Annotated in this window: 12 protein-coding genes; 9 read left to right on the top strand and 3 right to left on the bottom strand. The window is 70.1% G+C overall.

All coding sequences use genetic code 11. From position 1 onward, the window contains the following. Nucleotides 1-92: 92 nt before the first annotated feature. Nucleotides 93-2,576, bottom strand: coding sequence for a hypothetical protein (locus WME83_RS36535; RefSeq protein WP_437322085.1), 2,484 nt, complete (start codon nt 2,574-2,576; stop codon nt 93-95). 223 nt (nt 2,577-2,799) lie between these two features. Beyond that, nucleotides 2,800-3,045, bottom strand: a complete 246-nt coding sequence (locus tag WME83_RS36540) for a hypothetical protein (RefSeq protein ID WP_437314327.1) — start codon at nt 3,043-3,045, stop codon at nt 2,800-2,802. 183 nt (nt 3,046-3,228) lie between these two features. Here WME83_RS36540 and WME83_RS36545 point away from each other — a divergent pair, with 183 nt between their 5' ends. After that, complete coding sequence (locus WME83_RS36545; protein WP_437314328.1) at nt 3,229-3,480, top strand: hypothetical protein; 252 nt, start codon at nt 3,229-3,231, stop codon at nt 3,478-3,480. 89 nt (nt 3,481-3,569) lie between these two features. Next, nucleotides 3,570-4,610, top strand: a complete 1,041-nt coding sequence (locus WME83_RS36550; protein WP_437314329.1) for a DUF1986 domain-containing protein — start codon at nt 3,570-3,572, stop codon at nt 4,608-4,610. A 16-nt stretch (nt 4,611-4,626) separates the two neighbouring features. Here WME83_RS36550 and WME83_RS36555 read toward each other — a convergent pair whose 3' ends face one another. Further along, a complete protein-coding gene (locus tag WME83_RS36555; protein WP_437314330.1) occupies nt 4,627-5,745 on the bottom strand; it encodes a sterol desaturase family protein in 1,119 nt (372 codons plus the stop codon). Nucleotides 5,746-6,224: 479 nt separating this feature from the next. On the opposite strand from WME83_RS36555, the gene WME83_RS36560 reads away from it, so the two are divergent. The 7 genes from WME83_RS36560 to WME83_RS36590 all read left to right on the top strand — a co-directional run bounded on the left by WME83_RS36560 (nt 6,225) and on the right by WME83_RS36590 (nt 17,093). After that, nucleotides 6,225-7,892 (top strand): glycoside hydrolase 5 family protein, encoded by a 1,668-nt coding sequence (locus tag WME83_RS36560; protein ID WP_437314331.1) that lies wholly within the window; start codon nt 6,225-6,227, stop codon nt 7,890-7,892. A gap of 81 nt (nt 7,893-7,973) precedes the next feature. Beyond that, nucleotides 7,974-9,062: a D-xylose ABC transporter substrate-binding protein gene (gene xylF / locus WME83_RS36565; protein WP_437322086.1), complete on the top strand. Its 1,089-nt coding sequence runs from the start codon at nt 7,974-7,976 to the stop codon at nt 9,060-9,062. A 304-nt stretch (nt 9,063-9,366) separates the two neighbouring features. Then, nucleotides 9,367-11,310 (top strand): multicopper oxidase family protein, encoded by a 1,944-nt coding sequence (locus WME83_RS36570; RefSeq protein ID WP_437314332.1) that lies wholly within the window; start codon nt 9,367-9,369, stop codon nt 11,308-11,310. A gap of 294 nt (nt 11,311-11,604) precedes the next feature. Continuing rightward, complete coding sequence (locus WME83_RS36575; protein ID WP_437314333.1) at nt 11,605-13,590, top strand: multicopper oxidase family protein; 1,986 nt, start codon at nt 11,605-11,607, stop codon at nt 13,588-13,590. A 241-nt stretch (nt 13,591-13,831) separates the two neighbouring features. Beyond that, on the top strand, nt 13,832-14,950 hold the full coding sequence (locus WME83_RS36580) for a phosphotransferase (RefSeq protein ID WP_437314334.1): 1,119 nt from the start codon (nt 13,832-13,834) through the stop codon (nt 14,948-14,950). Then, complete coding sequence (locus tag WME83_RS36585) at nt 14,947-15,480, top strand: adenylyl-sulfate kinase (protein ID WP_437314335.1); 534 nt, start codon at nt 14,947-14,949, stop codon at nt 15,478-15,480. Before WME83_RS36580 ends, WME83_RS36585 begins: the two co-directional genes overlap by 4 nt. An 11-nt stretch (nt 15,481-15,491) precedes the next feature. Beyond that, complete coding sequence (locus WME83_RS36590; RefSeq protein WP_437314336.1) at nt 15,492-17,093, top strand: protoglobin domain-containing protein; 1,602 nt, start codon at nt 15,492-15,494, stop codon at nt 17,091-17,093. Nucleotides 17,094-17,143 lie beyond the last annotated feature (50 nt).

Genomic DNA, 17,143 nt, shown 5'->3' on the forward strand with positions numbered 1-17,143 from the left:
GATCACTGCGATTGCGTGATGTCACGCTGGGCGCCGCGGCCACGGACAGCCCTGCCCACGGCTCTGGCGAAGTTCGTGCCGCTCGTCGAGCGCTACTGGCCCATCTCCGGATCAGGACCCGCGGGGGACGGGCCGGCCGCGCGACGCGCGCTCCGGCTCGCGTCGCACACCGGCGCTGCGACGGTGATGGCCTCGTTCATCCCGAGGACGAGCCGCTCCCCGGCGAGCGCGAGGGACCGCACGGGGCTCGGCGTGAGATAGCGCGCGAGCTCGGTCCCGTCGTCCGCCAGCAGCGCGACGGCGCCGACGGACGGCGAGGCGATGGCCAACCAGGCCACGGATCCGTCGAAGGAGAGGATCTGCGAGACCTGCATCGGGCTCGGTACCTGCGACAGGTCGACGTGGTTGTGGACGACGATGTCCTCCCCGTCGCGCCGCAGCACATAAACGTGCTGGCGATTCTCGATGACCAGGGCGCGGTCGCCGGCGAGGGCCACGGCCGTGAGGTCCCCGGTGCCGGACAGCGTACCGGTGGCCGTCGGTCCAGCGCCCGTCCAGGAGAACCAGCTCAGCGATATCTCGGCCACCAGGTCCTCGTAATAGAGCTGGCCCAGCAGCACCTCGGAGCGCTCGCCGTCCACGGCGAGGGCCTGGGCCATGCGCGGCGCGCTGGAGACCTGCGGCGCGATGATCTGCTCGGACGCGGGCCTGAGGAGCTCCCCGGCGCAGCGCGCGGGCAGCGCGAAGCGCCGCAGCCGCAAGGCCCCCCCGTCGAGCGGCGCCGCCTGGAAGAGCTGGCCTGGCGCGGACGCCAGCGCCGCCGGACCGCCCTCGACCCGCAGCTGGCCAGACGGCTCGAGGAGCCCACCTTCGCCCGGCCCGAGGCAGCTCAGCACGGCCGTGCCGTCTTCCTGGTGCACGTTGGGCTCGCTCGACGGCAACGTCAACAGCTCGAGCGCGCCGGCCCGGGACGGCGCGGGGGCGAGCCGCAGCCGCTGCATGTCCGGCGGAAACACCATCCCTCCCGCCGTGAGGACGGGCGCCTTCGGATCTCCCAGATCCACGCTGTGCACGCCGAAGGGCGCCACCGCCAGGACCGCGCCGTCCTCTCCAGCCCAGACGCGCTCCAGCGAGCCATGGTGGAGCCCCGTCCGGAATCGCATCGCGGCCGAGCCCTCCAGCGCGACGACGCGGCGCCAGGGATGCAAGGCGGCGAGTCGCCCCCGGGCCGCGAGCCGGAGCGGAGAGGGCAGGAGGCCCGCCTCGTCGCTCTCGCGCACGAGGAGGCTGCCCAGCGCGGACGAGACGCCCGCCGTGCTCAGGGCGTGGCGGTCCACGACGTAGGAGCGGGTGGCGCCGCTCACGCGGAACCACTCGACCAGCAGGTCGTCCTCGAGGAGCGCGAACCCCAGGGGGCGGTTCCAGAAATCGGCCCCCTCGTCCGGCGCGAAGGACTTCAGCGGAGCCGGCTCTTCCGCGCCGTCCAGGTCCGCCACGCGGAACACGTGGATGCTGCCCAGATCCCCGTAGCGGAGCAGCTCTTGCGCGACGAGATACGTGTCGTTCAGCTGCACGTGAAAGAACGCCTGGTCGGCAAAGAGCGCGGGCTTGATGACCGGCCCGTCCGGCGATGACACGTCCACGGGCACGAGGCCGTGCGAGGTCACGACCCACAGGACGGCTCCGTCCGCGGAGAGGGCGAGCGAGCGGCATGTCCCTGCCAGGAGCTGGAAGGTGTGCGCCGTCTCCTCGACGAGCGCGTCGTCGGCGCCGACGCGCCACGCGCTCACCCACGATCCTGCGCACGTCCAGAAGCGGTCGCCGCGCCCGGCGCCCCCCACGATGCTGTCGCTGCGCGGATCCAGCGCGTGCTGGGACAGCGTCGTGATGCGGTCGCCCTCCAGCCCCAGGAGCTCCAGCCGCTGCCGCGTCCCGACGACGACGACACGGTCCGGCCCCAGGGGGAGCAACGAGGTGAGGAGCCCGTCGGACCAGTCCCAGCTGCCGAAGTAATGCTCGACGTCGATGTCCAGCGTGCGCTGGCCGAGCCGCTGCAACCCGCTGTCGTCCACCCGGACGAGGGACAGCGACAGGCCGTTCCCACCGAGCCGCTCGCCGAACAGGATCCGGTCGTTCGACAGGAACTCCGCCATGCCTTCCAGCGGGAAGTTCGGGCCTTCGGCCGGCGCCGCGCCGTAGCTCCACACGGTGCCGTAGATCTCCGCGGGCATCGAGACGGGCACTTCCTTGCACGCGCCGCTCACGCAATGGTCGCCGGCCGTGCAGACGTCGCCACGGCCGCAGGGCGTTCCATCCGGGGCCGCCGGGTAGATGCATTGACCGGACTCATCCAGGCGCTCGGCCGTGCACGGGTCGTCGTCGACGCACCCCCCGGCCCCTCCTGCCGCCCCCTCACCGCCGGCGCCGCCAGCCCCGCCGCCGCCGTCGTTCGCGCCCGCCCCGCCGGAAGGGCGCGGCTCGTCCTCCGGGCGGACATTCGAGGAACATCCTGGTGCACCCGCGAGGACGACGGCGCTCAGAAGGAGCGCCCACGACCACGGCCATTGCGGAGTCATCACGTCGCAACTCTCCCTGGAACCCGGTTCATGACGTTTTCCCGAGCGCGATTCTCAGCGAAATCGTCACTCGGCCAGCCCCACCCGAGGCGGCGTCGACATTTGCGCCGGCGCGAAGAAGAGCAAACCGCCCCTGAGCTGTCAATACACTCCTCTCGCCCCGAGACGAATGGATCTGGGGTATGCGATTTCGCCATGGATCTCAAGCGCATGCCGGCGGCATTCACGCACGCCGCGCGCGCGCGAGCACGAAATCGACAATGTCGACGGTCCGCCGCCCCCGACGCGGCGGGCGCGGCTCGAGCGTTCGCTGGGCGTCGTCACGTAGGCTGGCCGGCCAGCGCAGGCTGGCCGGCCGGCCAGGCGGCCAGTCGGCCAGGTCGAGAGCTCTCGACAGATTGCTGACGAGCGTGTCACTGTCGGGCGCTGCCGCTGCGCCCAACGATCCCGCGATCGTGACATCGGGCATTCCTCACAGCACACGCCGCTCTCTCTATAAGGAGTGAGGCAGACACGCGTACGAAATGAGACTCGAGCATCCTGGACGGACCGCGCAGCCGAGATCCCTTGGGAGCTCCCTCGGCGCGGGCTGAAGACCGGGCGACGCGCCAACACCCCACCGGCGCGTGCGCAGCTTTACGACGCGCTGTTCATGCGTGAGGTCATGGGCCCGCCTATCGCGGATGCCGGCCACCGCGCAGGCATCATGCCCGAGTCGAATAAATGGCACTTGCATTTAGAAAACAAAAGAGTTAGCCGTAACTGGACGATTGCTTCCAAGATCACATTCCAATCGGCGGTGCATCCTGCGCCAGGCGAGATCCCTCCCCCTTCTTTCTTCATGGGAGCAGCGACCTTGCCCGGCGTGCATCAGCTGACGGGGAGCAAGACGCCTTTCTTCTGAGCCGATCTGTATCGAATCATGCAGACAGCCGATCCTGTCGCGCGGAGGCGCGCCGCGGCGATCGGCAATGAATGATGAGGGGACACCATATGGCTATTGAGTCGCTTGAATCGGCCGGCCAGCACGGGCGGCTGAAGGGCATTCTCTTCGGATTCATCCTGATGGCGCCGCAGCTGGGCTGCGCGGCGCTCGGGCCGACGGAGCCGCCCGACGAGGAGATCTCCGAATCGGGTCTGGAGATCATCGGCGGCAGCGAGGCGCTCGTCGGCGAGTTTCCATGGCAGGTCCAGCTGTCGATCCCTGGATATCCTCACTGGTGCGGCGGCTCGGTCGTGGACAACGACTGGGTCCTCACCGCCTCTCACTGCGTCGACGGGCTCAGCGCGAGCGACTTCACCGTGCGCGCGGGGCTCCACCAGATCTCGGCCCCCGGCGGGTCCGTCCAGACGCGGAGCGTCCAGCAGATCGTCATGCACCCCGACTACGACTCCTGGACGATCGAGAACGACATCGCGCTCCTCCGCCTCGCCACGCCTCTCACGTACACGGTCCGCGTCCAGCCAGTCGCGCTGCGCTCCACGGATCCGCCGGCGCTGACGAGCGCGCGCGTCAGCGGCTGGGGGAACACGTTCCCCGGCAGCGGAGCCTCGGACGTCCTGATGAAGGCCACCCTGCCGGTGCAGACCAACGCCACGTGCAACAACGCCGGCACCCTGCCGCTCCTGGTGCGGGACAGCATGATCTGCGCGGGCTACGTGAGCGGGACCTCCGGAGGTTGTCACGGAGACAGCGGCGGGCCGCTCGTGGTCCCGAGCGCTCAGTTCAGCGGCGGCTGGGAGCAGATCGGCGTGGTCAGCTGGGGCGTCGGGGGATCGTGCAGCAGCTACACGGTCTTCGGTCGCGTGAGCGCGTTCGTCCCGTGGATCCACGGCTACACGGGCGCGGTCAACGTGTTCGGGGACGTCAACGGCAGCGGCTGCGTGGACACGAGCGACGAGCAGGCCATCATCGCGTCGTTCGGGCAGACGGTCCCGCCGGCCTCGCCCGCGCTCGACCTGACGCAGGACGGGGTCATCAACATCCAGGACCGGCTCATCGTCCTCCAGAACTTCGGTCAAGGCTGCCCGTAGCCCGGGCGGCGCGGGCTCAGCCCGGCGAGACCGGCAGCCCCTTCGGCGAGCTCGCGGCCGCCTCCGCGCCCCGCGCCTCCCGAGAGCTCGGCCCGTCGAGCAGCGCTCCGACCGCGGCGAGCGCGGCGACGACGGCGGCCGCCCCCGCCAACAGCGAGCCTCGGGCGAGGCCCGGCGACGCGTACAGGAACGCGATCGCGCCGAGCAGCGCCGCGAGGAACAGCGCCGCCGCCAGCGCGCGCACCGCGGGGGAGCGCTCGACGTCGTGGAGGACGTAGCCCGGATCGGTGCGCAGCGGGCCCTCCTCGGGCGGGGCCGCCGCGGAGCGGAAGTCCGGCGGCCGGAGCCAGACGAGCAGCTTGCCGGCGAGGCGCGGCTCCGCCGCCGCCATGCGCGCGAGCTTCCGCCACGGGTCGACGTTCGCGCGCAGCGCGCTGAAGCTCGCGAGCGGCTGGACCACGCCGTACCGCGGCGGCGCCGCCTCCGCGCGGAAGGTGCCGAACAGCCGATCCCACACGATGAGCACGCCGCCGTGGTTCCTGTCGAGATACTCGGGATCGACGCCGTGGTGCACCCGGTGATGAGACGGCGTGTTCAGCACCCACTCCAGCGGACCGAGGCGGCCGACGAGCTGCGTGTGGATCCAGAACTGATAGAGGATGTTCAGCGTATAGGTCGTGACGACCATCGCGGGCGGGAAGCCGAGGAAGGCGAGCGGCCAGAAGAACGGCCAGAAGAACGCCCGCTGGACCCAGCTCTGGCGCAGCGCGACCGAGAGGTTGTAGTCCTCGCTCTGGTGGTGGACCGCGTGCGCCGCCCACAGGAAGTTCACCCGGTGGCTCGCGCGGTGCGCCCAGTAATAGCAGAAGTCGACCGCGACGAAGCAGGCCAGCCAGCTCGACGCCGCGCCCGGCGGCAGCCGCACGAGCGCGGCGCGCTCGAAGAGGAAGAGATAGACGAGCACCCCGCCGCTCACGACGGAGACGAGCGCCTGCTGGCCGACCCCGCACGAGAGGTTGGCGAGCGCGTCCGAGAAGCGGTAATCGCGCCGCCCGCGGCGGCGGCAAAGCCAGAGCTCGACGCCGATGAGCGCGAAAAAAGCCGGCACCGCCAACAGGATCAAGCTCTGCGACATGCCCCGTCCTCCGCGGAGCCGAGCGCCCAGCGGCTCGGCCCACGCTCGCCCATTCTAGCCTGAACACCGCCGCCACGCCCGGTGGCGCACCTCACCGGCCGACCTCGGCCGGCGCGCCCCGGGCGCGCTCTCTCGCGACATCCGCGACATCTCCGCCGCATCCCGCCCGCCCGTCCGGCTCCACCGCTCGTTCCGAGCGCCGCGCCCGCGCCGGAGCGGCGCCGCTCGGCGCGACTTCGCTGTTGACGCTGAACCGATTAAGTGGTCTGCCATGAACCGCGCCGGTGCGACGACGACACCCTGAGCGGAGATTTGCATCGGCGCGGGACCGGGGAGCTCGCTGTGGCCACGGCAACACGATCACCACGACGGCGGCGCGCCAGCCCGGCGCGCCGCCGCGAGCGGGCCGTGTGCTTGCGGCGGCAGCGCTCAGCCACGCTTGAGGAACGACACTCGAACCAGGTAAGGAACGACCGACGATGAAGAAGACCTTGTTGCTCGCTTTGGGTTTGCTCTCCCTCGCCGCGTGCACGTCCGACACGACCGACCCCGCGGCCTCCGGCACCGGGGGCGCCGGGGGCGACGGCGGCGACGCGACCAGCGGCGGCGGCGACGGCGGGGGCGGGGGCGGGGACGGCGGCAACGACGCCGCCGGGGGCGGCGGCAGCGACGCCACCGGGGGCGGCGGGGACGGAACCGGGGGCGGCGAGGCGCTCGAGTGCGCCGAGCAACCCGAAAAGTGCTACGTCCGCGCGGAAGGTAGTATGCTCACGCTCGACGGGAAACCGTACAAGTACATGGGCACGAACTTCTGGTCGGCTCCCTTCATCCCCCTCGAGCGCCTGCGCACGGAGCTCGACATCCTCGACGCCCACGGCGTTCGGAACCTCCGTCTCATGGCGCTCAGCGAGGGCGACATCCCCGCGTCGCAGCAGAACGATCAGCAGTACGGCCCGCAGCGGATCTTCCCTGCGTCGTCCGACGAGCCGTGCGCCGACCCGAAGCTCGAGGAGTTCGCCGACCACCTGGTGACGGTGCTCGACGAGATCCACAGCCGCGGCATGAAGGCGGTCATGACGCTGAACGACTTCTGGCACTGGTCCGGCGGGATGCCCCAGTACATGAAGTGGGCCCACGAGGAGCCCGACACCTCCTGCGGGGAGGACTTCGGCGCCTACCAGGTCGGCCTGACCGACCCCGAGACGAACGCGCCCCTGCTCGCGGCCGGCTACGACGTGCCGTTCAACGGCTCGATCCGGTTCCGGGAGGGCACCGGCGAGGACTGCCAGGCCGTGGCCATCGACGCGTGGGCGATCCCCCACTCGGGCACGCTCGACCCGAACACGAACCCCTGGCCCGACCAGATGGATCTCTCCAGCCTGTTCTTTTGCAACAAGAAGGCACAGGAGTTCTACTTCAGCCGGGCCAAGGTCGTCATCGAGAAGCTCAAGGACCACCCGGGGATCATGGCGTGGCAGCTCGGCAACGAGCCGCGCTCCTTCAAGGGCTGGGGCGCGCTGTTCAAGCTCTGGGTCGAGCGGAACGCGAAGTTCATCAAGGACATCGATAAGAACCACCTCGTCTCCATCGGCTCGGAGGGCGACCTCTCGTACAACTGGGGCGACTACGCCAACAGCGACTACCGGGACTTCCACGACGTGGCCGGCATCGATTACCTCACCTTCCACGTCTGGCCGGAGAACTGGGAGTGGTACGACCCGTCGCTGCCGGCCGACAGCACCGCCGCCAGGTCCCTCCAGGCGGCCATCACCAAGAGCAACGGGTACATCGATCTGCAGATCGAGCACGCCAAGGCGCTGAACAAGCCGATCGTCGTCGAGGAGTTCGGGCTCGCGCGGGACGACAAGTCCGAGCCCGTCGCGTCGACGGTCGAGAAGCGGAACGAGTACTACTCGACCGTCTTCGACGCCGTCGTCAACAACCCGGAGCTCGCGGGCGTGAACTTCTGGGCCTGGGCCGGCACCGGGAGGCCGTCGGACGACGGCAACGACTACTGGCTCCTCGGGAACGATTACATCGGCGATCCGCCCCACGAGCTGCAGGGGTGGTACTCGGTGTACGACGACGATACGGAAACGCTCAACATCATCATGAGCTACGCGGACAACATCAACACAATCGAGTAGCCACTGGCACTGGCCCGAGCGCGGGCCCCTATCCATTCATCTGACTCGGAGGTCACCTTGATTCGTCGCTCCACCTTTCTGATGGCCATGATCTCGCTCGCGTTCTCGACCGGCTGCTCGAAGCCGGCCTCCGAGGGCGAGACGAACGCGGGCAAGGCCGAGGACAAAGCCCCGAAGACCGCGGACGCCAAGGGTACGGACAAGAAGAAGATCACGATCGGCTTCTCGATGGATACCCTGAAGGAAGAGCGGTGGCAGCGCGACCGCGACCTGTTCAAGGCGAAGGCCGAGCAGCTCGGGGCGCAGGTGCTCGTGCAGTCCGCGAACAGCGACGACGCCCTGCAGAACTCGCAGGCGGAGAACCTGCTCACGCAGGGCGTCGACGTGCTCGTGGTCGTGCCCCACAACGCCAAGACGACCGCCACCATCGTCGAGTCGGCGCACAAGCAGGGCGTGCCGGTCATGGCCTACGACCGGCTGATCCTCGACTCCGACGTCGACCTCTACGTGTCCTTCGACAACGTCCGCGTGGGCGAGCTCCAGGCCGAGGCGCTCGTGAAGCAGGCCGCGAAGGGGAACTACCTCCTCATCGGCGGCTCCCCGACCGACAACAACGCGAAGCTCTTCCGCGAAGGGCAGATGAACATCCTGAAGCCGCTCATCGACAAGGGCGACATCAAGGTCGTGGCGGACCAGTGGGCCAAGGACTGGCAGCCGGTCGAGGCGCTCAAGATCACCGAGAACGCCCTCACCAAGAACAACAACAACGTCACGGCCGTCGTGGCCTCGAACGACGGGCTCGCGGGCGCGGCGGTCCAGGCGCTCGGCGAGCAGAAGCTCGCCGGCAAGGTCGTCGTCTCGGGGCAGGACGCCGAGCTCGCCGCCTGCCAGCGGATCGCGGCCGGCACCCAGAGCATGACCGTCTACAAGCCGATCAAGTCCCTCGCCGAGAAGGCCGCCGAGCTCGCCATCAAGATGGCGAAGAAGGAGCAGCTCGGCGAGAAGACGCAGACGGTCAACAACGGGAAGAAGGACGTCCCGAGCGTGCTCATCGCGCCGATCGCCGTGGACAAGAGCAACCTCGCGTCCACGGTCATCGCCGACGGGTTCCACAAGGTCGAGGACGTCTACAAGGACCTCCCGAAGGATCAGTGGCCGGCGGCCAAGTAGCCGACGGACGAAACCCGCTCCGACGCCGCGAGCGACCTCGCCGACGAGAGGTCGCTCGCGGTTCCGCCGCTTGATGATCGATGACACGCATCATGTCATCGGACCTCCCTTGAGCCGTGCGCCTCGACCGAGGCGGATTCCAGCTGCACGAACAGCGCTCGATCGCAGCGCATCGATGGTGATTCGGGACCTGCTCGTGAACGCGCAGGAACCCTAAATCCGGAGCTTCCTGGATGGCTCGGATCCGCGCGGCCGTCATGATGGTCGCGCGCTCGCGTCGCCGATTGCGGCGCAAGGAGATCCGATGTCTTCACTGAATCGACGACTGTTCTTGAAGTACGGTCTGACCGCGACGGGCGGGCTCCTTATGTTCCCCCGCGAGGGCGTCGCGCTCGCGAGCGTCGGCGAATGCGCCTTCGTCCCGGAGTCGGCGCCGACGCTGCACGGCCGCGATATCCCCAAGTACAGGCTGCCGCTGCTCATTCCGCCCGTCATGCCCGAGGCGCGGGGGCGCATCGGCCACGACGCTCCCGTCGATGATTACGAGATCGCCGTCCGGCAGATCAAGCAGCGCGTCTTGCCGCCGGATTTCCCCCTCACGACGGTGTGGGCGTACGGCTCCGCCCGGCATCCGGAGACGTTCTCGTATCCCGGGTGGACCATCGAGGCCAGGTGGCGGAAGCCGGTGCGCGTGACGTGGATCAACGACCTCACCCACCCGCGGACGGGCCGCTTCCTCCCGCACCTGTTCACCGTCGACCCGACCCTCCACTGGGCCAACCCGCCCGGCGGGGTGGACGGCCGCGACACGGCCCCCAGGTTCAGCGGCCCTTGCCCGCCGGATCCTTACCGGGGCCCGGTGCCGATCGTCACCCACCTCCACGGGGTGACCCCGGTCGAGCAGGAGAGCGACGGCCACCCGGAAGCGTGGGTTCTGCCGAAGGCGGAGAACATCCCGCGCGGCTTCGCGAGGACCGGGACCTTCTACGACGTCTTCCGGAGGACATCACGGCTCGGGCGCCTGTGGGAGCCAGGGACGGCCGTCTTCGAGTACTTGAACCGCCAGCGGCCGACGACGCTCTGGTACCACGATCACACGCTCGGCATCACCCGGCTCAACGTGTACGCCGGGCTCGCCGGCTTCTACCTGATCCGCGGCGGTCCCGACGATCTGCCGAAGGGGGTGCTGCCCGGACCCGCGCCGAGGCCGGGCGACCGTCCAGGCGCCGAGGTGTTCGAGATCCCGCTCGTGATCCAGGACCGCTCGTTCAACGCCGACGGCTCGCTCTTCTACCCGAAGAGCCGCGGGCTTCCGCCTGAGCTCGCCGAGGATCTGTACAAGCCGAACGGCCCCGTGGCGCCGTTCTGGGTTCCCGAGTTCCTCGGGAACGCGATGCTGGTCAACGGACGGACGTGGCCTTTCCTCGAGGTCGAGCAGCGCCGCTACCGGTTCCGCATCCTGAACGGCAGCAACACGAGGCTCTTGATCCTGAGGCTGAGCAACGGGCTCCCGTTCTGGGTGATCGGCTCCGACGAAGGCTTCCTCCCCAGGCCCGTGCAGGTCAACGAGCTCTTCGTGGGAAATGCCGAGCGCTGGGACGTCATCGTCGATTTCAGCCGCGTCCCGGTCGGCACCGAGCTCCTCCTCCTCAACGTCGGACCTGAGGCGCACGGCGGCATGCCGGGTATGTCCGCCGTGGCCGACCCGAACACCACGGGCCAGGTCATGCAGTTCCGGGTGAAGAAGGCGACGAGCAGGGACACGAGCACGCCTCCGGAGAAGCTCGCGCTGCCGGCGTTCCATCCGCTCGGAGACGAGGAGGCGATACGCCGCGTGTCCCTGAACGAGGAGACGCTGGAGGACGTGGGCACGATCCGGAACCTCCTCGGCATCGTCGACGCCTCGGGCGGGCCGGTGCCGCTCCACTGGGACGAGCCCATCACGGAGAAGCCCGATGTGGACGAGATCGAGCTCTGGGAGATCCACAACTTCACCGGGGACGATCACCCGATCCACCTCCACAACGCGCGGTTCCAGGTCGTCAACCGCCAGGTGCTCGACCAGTCCGCGCTGCCCGAGCTCCCGTTTCCCGGGGAGGAGGGCTTCAAGGACACGGTCGGCGCGCTGGCCGGTCAGATCACGCGCATCAAGGTGAAGTTCGGCAACCCCGGGCTGTTCGTGTGGCATTGCCACATCCTCGAGCACGAGGACCACGAGATGATGCGGCCTCTCCTCATCAAGCGTTGATGACGTGATCGCCCGCGCGGGTGATCCTCGGCCTCGAGGGCCGCTGGATTGCCTGACAGATCGGGCGCGCCGCGGCGCACGGCGCCCCGACCAAGGCGAACCCGGTCAGGAAAACAGCGCCTGAGCGCCGCCCTCTGCGTGCCATCTCAGGACCCGTTCATGAGGGGCCAGCAACCCCAATCCGGTACCTCCTGGGTGCTTGGACCTACATCCACGCCATCCTACTCCTGCGCACGCACATCACCGACGGCGGCGCAAGGAGGTCCCATGTCCTCATTGAAGCGACGATTGCTCTTGAAGTACGGTTTATCCGCGGCCGGCGGCCTCGTGGTGCTCCGGCGCCCTGGGCTCGCGAGCGCTGCCCCCGGCGCGACGCGCGCTCTCCCTCGCCACGCGCCGACGCTCCACGCCGGGGACATCCCCAGGTTCACGCAGCCGCTCATCATCCCGCAGGTCATGCCGCGGTCGGGCAAGCACTTCGGCCCTGGCGCGTTGGTCGACTATTACGAGATCGCGGTCCGGCAGTTCCAGCAGCACATCTTGCCGCCGGAGCTCGGCCTGCCGCCCACGACGGTGTGGGGCTACGGGTCCATCCATCACCCGGAGACGTTCGCGTATCCCTCGTTCACCATCGAGGCCGAGTGGCGGAGGCCGGTGCGCGTGAAGTGGATCAACGATCTCAAAGATCCCCAGACCGGCCGCTTCCTCCCGCACCTGCTCCCCGTCGACCCGACCCTCCACTGGGCGAACCCGCCCGGCGGGCTGAAGGACCGCGACGCGTCCTGCAAGCACACGCGCCACTGCCCCGAAGGGCCTTACCGGGGTCCGGTGCCGATCGTGACCCACCTCCACGGGATCGCCCCGGTGGCCCAGGAGTTCGACGGCCACCCGGAGGCCTGGTATCTCCCCGCGGCGTCCGATATTCCCCCGAACTACGCGAGGACCGGCACCTACTTCGATTATTTCAAGAAGAATCAGTCGTCGCTCGCGAGCCTGTGGGAGCCAGGGGCTGCCGTGTACGAGTACCCGAACGATCAGCGGGCGGCGACGCTCTGGTATCACGACCACACGCTCGGCATCACCCGCGTCAACGTGTACGCGGGCCCGGCCGGCTTCTACCTGATCCGCGGCGGCCCCGACGACCTGCCGCCGGGCGTGCTGCCAGGCCCCCCGCCGAGGCTGGGCGACGCGCCAGGCACAAGGGTGTACGAGATCCCGCTCGTGATCCAGGATCGCACGTTCAAGGACGACGGCTCGCTCTACTACCCGGAGAAAAACGGGCACGACGCCCCCGCCTTCGGGATGGCCCCCGCGCACGACGAGCCGCCGCCGATCTGGGTGCCGGCCTTCGTGGGCAACGCCATGGTCGTCAACGGCCGGACGTGGCCGCACCTGGAGGTCGAGCAGCGTCGTTACCGCTTCCGCGTCCTGAACGCCTGCAACACGCGGTACGTGGGCCTGCGGCTGAGCGACGGGGCCAAGGTCCACAGGTTCTGGGTGATAGGCACGGACGCGGGGGGCTTCCTCCCCGCTCCGGTCGAGGTCGACACGCTCTCGCTCGGTCCGTCCGAGCGCGCGGACCTCATCGTCGATTTCACGAACATGCCTGTCGGCACGGAGATCCTCCTCCTCAACGTATCGGAGAGCGGGCCCACGCAGGCTCACCTGGCCCACATGGCAGCGCTCGTGGCGGAAGAGGAACGGAACTACACGACCGAGGTGATGCTGTTCCGGGTGGTGCCGGCGACGAGCGTGGACACGAGCACGCCGCCGGACCGCCTCACGCTGCCCTGCTTCACCCCGCACGGACCGGAGCGCCTGACACGTCCCCTGCTCCTGACGGAGAAGAGCGCGCATGACCGCCCGATCCTGCTCTTGCAAGGGATCATCGATCTTCAGACCGGGCAGCGGCTGGGCCTCAAATTCCACGACCGCATCACGGAGGACCCGGACCCCGGGGACACGGAGATCTGGGAGCTCCACAATGACACGTACATGCCGCACCCGATCCATGTCCACAACGTGGAGTTCCAGGTCCTCAATCGGGAGGACATGTACTCCCACGCGATTAGCCCGCCAGAGCCCTGGGAGACGGGCTTCAAGGACACGGTGAACGCGACGCCGCACGCGATCACGCGCATCAAGATGAAGTTCCGCCACGAGGGCGCGTTCATATGGCATTGCCACATCCTCGAGCACGAGGACAACGAGATGATGCGGCCCTACCACGTCGGGCCGATCCCGCTCGACCTCCCGCATTTCGGCCGCCCGGACCACTGATCCGCAACCTCCCTCGACGCCGCGCACGCCTCGCGCGCGGGCGCACGTCCTGCGAGCGCGGCTGCCCCCCTCGGCCCGCCGCCGCGCGCGCCGCCCCGCCCGGATCGAGGTCGGCATCTCGCCACAACCCGCCCGGCAGCGCGACCAGGCTCATCCGGCACGCGGCCTGTTTTTTGCTGGTTCAGTGGTCCTCGATGGCCACGTCAGCACGTCACCACGCCCACGCGCCCGAGGAGACGCCATGAGCGCCAAGACGGTATTGCCTGCCGAGCCCGATCCCTCACGCCAGCTCCGCGAGATCGTCGAGGCGGCCTTGCCGGGTGCCCGGGTGGTGGAGATCACCCCCCTCGGGCCGGACGGCGGCCCCGGCCACGACCTGACCGAGAAGGCCGCCGGGTACGGCGTCCCCCGCCGGATCACCGTGGTGAGGCGCGATGGATCGAGGCAGCGGCTGGTGCTGCACACGTCGACCGCGAACGCGTTCGGGCACGACCGGCGGGCGGATCGCGCGGCGGAGATGCTGCTCGCCTTCGACACCTTCGGGTCGATCCCGGCGCACGTCGAGGTGGTGGACGTCGGCTCGCTGACCCGCGACGGGCGCTCCCTGTCCCTGCGGGACGCGGGCGAGTTCTACCTCCTGACCACCTACGCCGAGGGCGACGTCTACGCCGCGGATCTGCGGCGGATCGCGAGGGAGCGCCGCGCGCGCCCGGAGGATCTCGCGCGCTGCGAGGCGCTCGCCAGGTACCTCATCGCGCTCCACGGCGAGCAGGGCGCGCAGCCGGGCAGCTACCGCCGCGCGGTGCGCGATCTCGTGGGCCACGGCGAGGGCGTCTTCGGCATCGTCGACGGCTATCCGGACGACGTGCCGGGCGCGCCGCCCGCGCGCCTCCAGGACATCGAGCGGCGCTGCGTCGAGTGGCGGTGGAAGCTCCGCGGGAAGGACCACCGGCTCGCGCGCACGCACGGCGATTTCCACCCCTTCAACATCGTGTTCGACGGCGCGTCGCGGCTCACGCTGCTCGACACGAGCCGCGGGTCCCAGGGCGATCCCGCGGATGACGTCACCTGCCTCGCCATCAACTACGTGTTCTTCGCGCTGGACGCGCCCGGCGCATGGCAGGGCGGCCTCGGCGCGCTGTGGCGGCGGTTCTGGGAGGTCTACCTCGGCTGGAGCGGCGCGGCGGGCGTGCTCGACGCGGCGGCGCCGTTCCTCGCGTGGCGCGCGCTCGTGCTGGCCAACCCCGGCTGGTACCCCGCGGTCACGCCGCGCGCGAGGGGCGCGCTGCTCACCCTCGTGGAGCGCGCCCTCGACGTCCCGCGCTTCGATCCGGCCGACGCCGAGGGGCTGTTCGCGTGAGCGGCGGGGTCGTCTGGATCACGGGGCTCCCCGCGTCGGGCAAGTCCACCCTGGCCGCGCGGGCGCACGGCGCGCTGCTCGGCGAGGGCCGGGCGAGCTGCCTGCTCGACGGCGACGAGGTGCGCGACGCGCTCGTCCCGCGGCCCGGCTACACGCCGCGGGAGCGCGACGATTTCTACGAGACGCTCGCGCGGCTCGCGGCGCTGATCGCGCGGCAGGGGCCGATCGCGGTCGTGGCCGCGACCGCGCACCGCCGCGCCTACCGCGACCGCGCCCGCGCGCTCGCGCCGCGGCTCGTCGAGGTCTACATGGATGTCGCTCCCGAGGTCTGCCGCGAGCGCGATCCGAAGGGGCTCTACCGGGCGGCCGGCGCCGGCGAGATCGGCGCGCTCCCCGGCGCGGGCTCCGCGTACGAGGCGCCGCCCTCGCCGGAGATCGTCGCGCGCGGCGGCGAGGACGCGGCGGCGCTCGAGGCGATCCTGGAGCGCGCGAGATCGTGGTCCGCCTCCGCGAACGTGTGCTCATGGTAGGCTCCGGCGCAGTGCCCGCGCGAGAGACGCTCTTCGACGAGATCAAGCGATACGTTCGCTTCGACGAGGAGGACGCAGGCCGGCTGGCCGCGTTTCACGCGCACGCGGCGCCGCACTTCCCCCGCATCGCGGGCGAGTTCTACGACCGCATCCGCGAGCACGAGGGCGCGCACGACGTCTTCACCGGCGAAGATCAGGTGGAGCGGCTCAAGCGATCGCTCGTCCGCTGGATGACGCGGATCTGCACGGGGCCGTACGACGAGGCGTACTTCGACGAGGCCGCGAAGATCGGGCGGATCCACGTCCGGGTCGGCCTGCCGCAGCGGTACATGTTCACGGCGATGACGCTCATCCGGCTCGCGTTCGACGAGATCGCCGAGGGCGCGCCCTTCGCGCAGGCGATCGCGGTCCGATCCGCGGTGAGCAAGGTGCTCGATCTCGAGCTCGCCATCATGCTGGAGACGTACCGGGACGACTTCCTCGCGCGCGCGCAGCGCGCCGAGCGCCTCGACCGCGAGCAGGTCGGCCGCACGCTCGCGCGCACCGAGCACCGGTACAAGAGCGCGGTCGAGCTGGCCCGCGTCCTCGTCGTCGGCCTCGACGCGCACGCGGTCGTGCGGCTCTTCAACCGGGAGGCCGAGCGGATCACCGGGTTCGCGCGCGAGGACATCCTCGGCATGCCGTTCGTCGAGGCGCTCCTCCCCGAGGAGCTCCGCGCCGATCACGGCGCGCTCGTGAAGGACGTCGCCGCGGGACGCCGCCCCGGCGCCGATCTGCTGGAGAGCAGCCTCCGCGCGCGCTCCGGCAAGATCCGCGACGTGCGCTGGCAGCTCGCGTACGCCCCCTCCTCGGCGGACGACGAGGTGGTGCTGTTCGCCATCGGGCAGGACACGACCGACGAGAAGGCGCTCGCCGCGCGCGTCCGCCAGAGCGAGAAGCTCGCCGCGGTCGGGACGCTCGCGGCCGGCCTCGCGCACGAGATCAGGAACCCGCTCAACGGCGCGCAGCTCCACGTGACCTTCCTCGAGCGGGGGCTCGCGCGCGCCGGCATGAAGGATCCGGACACGCTGGAGGCGATCCAGGTCGTCCGCGACGAGATCCGCCGCCTGTCGGAGCTGGTGAGCGAGTTCCTCGACTTCGCCCGGCCGAAGCCGCTGGTCGTGAAGCCCACGTCGCTCCTCTCGCTCTGCGAGCGGGCGGCGCGCGTCGCGCCGTCCTCGGACGGCGGCGGCGCGCGCGCCGAGGTGACGGTCGATCTGCCCTCGACCGACGTCGTGCTCGACCTCGATCCCGCGAAGATCGAGCAGGTCCTCCTGAACCTCCTCCGCAACGCGCTCGAGGCGGTGGGCGCGGCCGGCGGCGGCGCCGTCACCCTCCGCGCGCGCCGGCAGCCGCGCCACGCCATCGTCGAGGTGGAGGACGACGGCCCCGGGATCGCGAGCCCGGACGCGCCGATCTTCGACCCGTTCTACTCGACGAAGCCGAACGGCACCGGGCTCGGCCTGGCCATCGCCCACCGCATCATCACCGATCACGAGGGGGCCATCGAGTTCCAGAGCCGCCCGGGGAAGACGCTGTTCCGCGTGACGCTGCCGATCCGCCTCTCCGGCTGAGCTCCCCGCCGCCGCGGCGCGCGCGGGCCGCCCCCGGCGCTGGCACGCAA

This window comes from Sorangium sp. So ce385 (assembly GCF_051474135.1).
Lineage (GTDB): Bacteria > Myxococcota_A > Polyangia > Polyangiales > Polyangiaceae > Sorangium > Sorangium cellulosum_D.

What these genes read in the sequence shown, in the direction of transcription:
- WME83_RS36535 (WP_437322085.1), bottom strand. Translation starts at nt 2,576, where the DNA reads ATGACTCCGCAATGGCCGTGGTCGTGGGCGCTCCTTCTGAGCGCCGTC.
- WME83_RS36540 (WP_437314327.1), bottom strand. Translation starts at nt 3,045, where the DNA reads ATGCCCGATGTCACGATCGCGGGATCGTTGGGCGCAGCGGCAGCGCCC.
- WME83_RS36545 (WP_437314328.1), top strand. Translation starts at nt 3,229, where the DNA reads ATGCGTGAGGTCATGGGCCCGCCTATCGCGGATGCCGGCCACCGCGCA.
- WME83_RS36550 (WP_437314329.1), top strand. Translation starts at nt 3,570, where the DNA reads ATGGCTATTGAGTCGCTTGAATCGGCCGGCCAGCACGGGCGGCTGAAG.
- WME83_RS36555 (WP_437314330.1), bottom strand. Translation starts at nt 5,745, where the DNA reads ATGTCGCAGAGCTTGATCCTGTTGGCGGTGCCGGCTTTTTTCGCGCTC.
- WME83_RS36560 (WP_437314331.1), top strand. Translation starts at nt 6,225, where the DNA reads ATGAAGAAGACCTTGTTGCTCGCTTTGGGTTTGCTCTCCCTCGCCGCG.
- xylF (WP_437322086.1), top strand. Translation starts at nt 7,974, where the DNA reads ATGGCCATGATCTCGCTCGCGTTCTCGACCGGCTGCTCGAAGCCGGCC.
- WME83_RS36570 (WP_437314332.1), top strand. Translation starts at nt 9,367, where the DNA reads ATGTCTTCACTGAATCGACGACTGTTCTTGAAGTACGGTCTGACCGCG.
- WME83_RS36580 (WP_437314334.1), top strand. Translation starts at nt 13,832, where the DNA reads ATGAGCGCCAAGACGGTATTGCCTGCCGAGCCCGATCCCTCACGCCAG.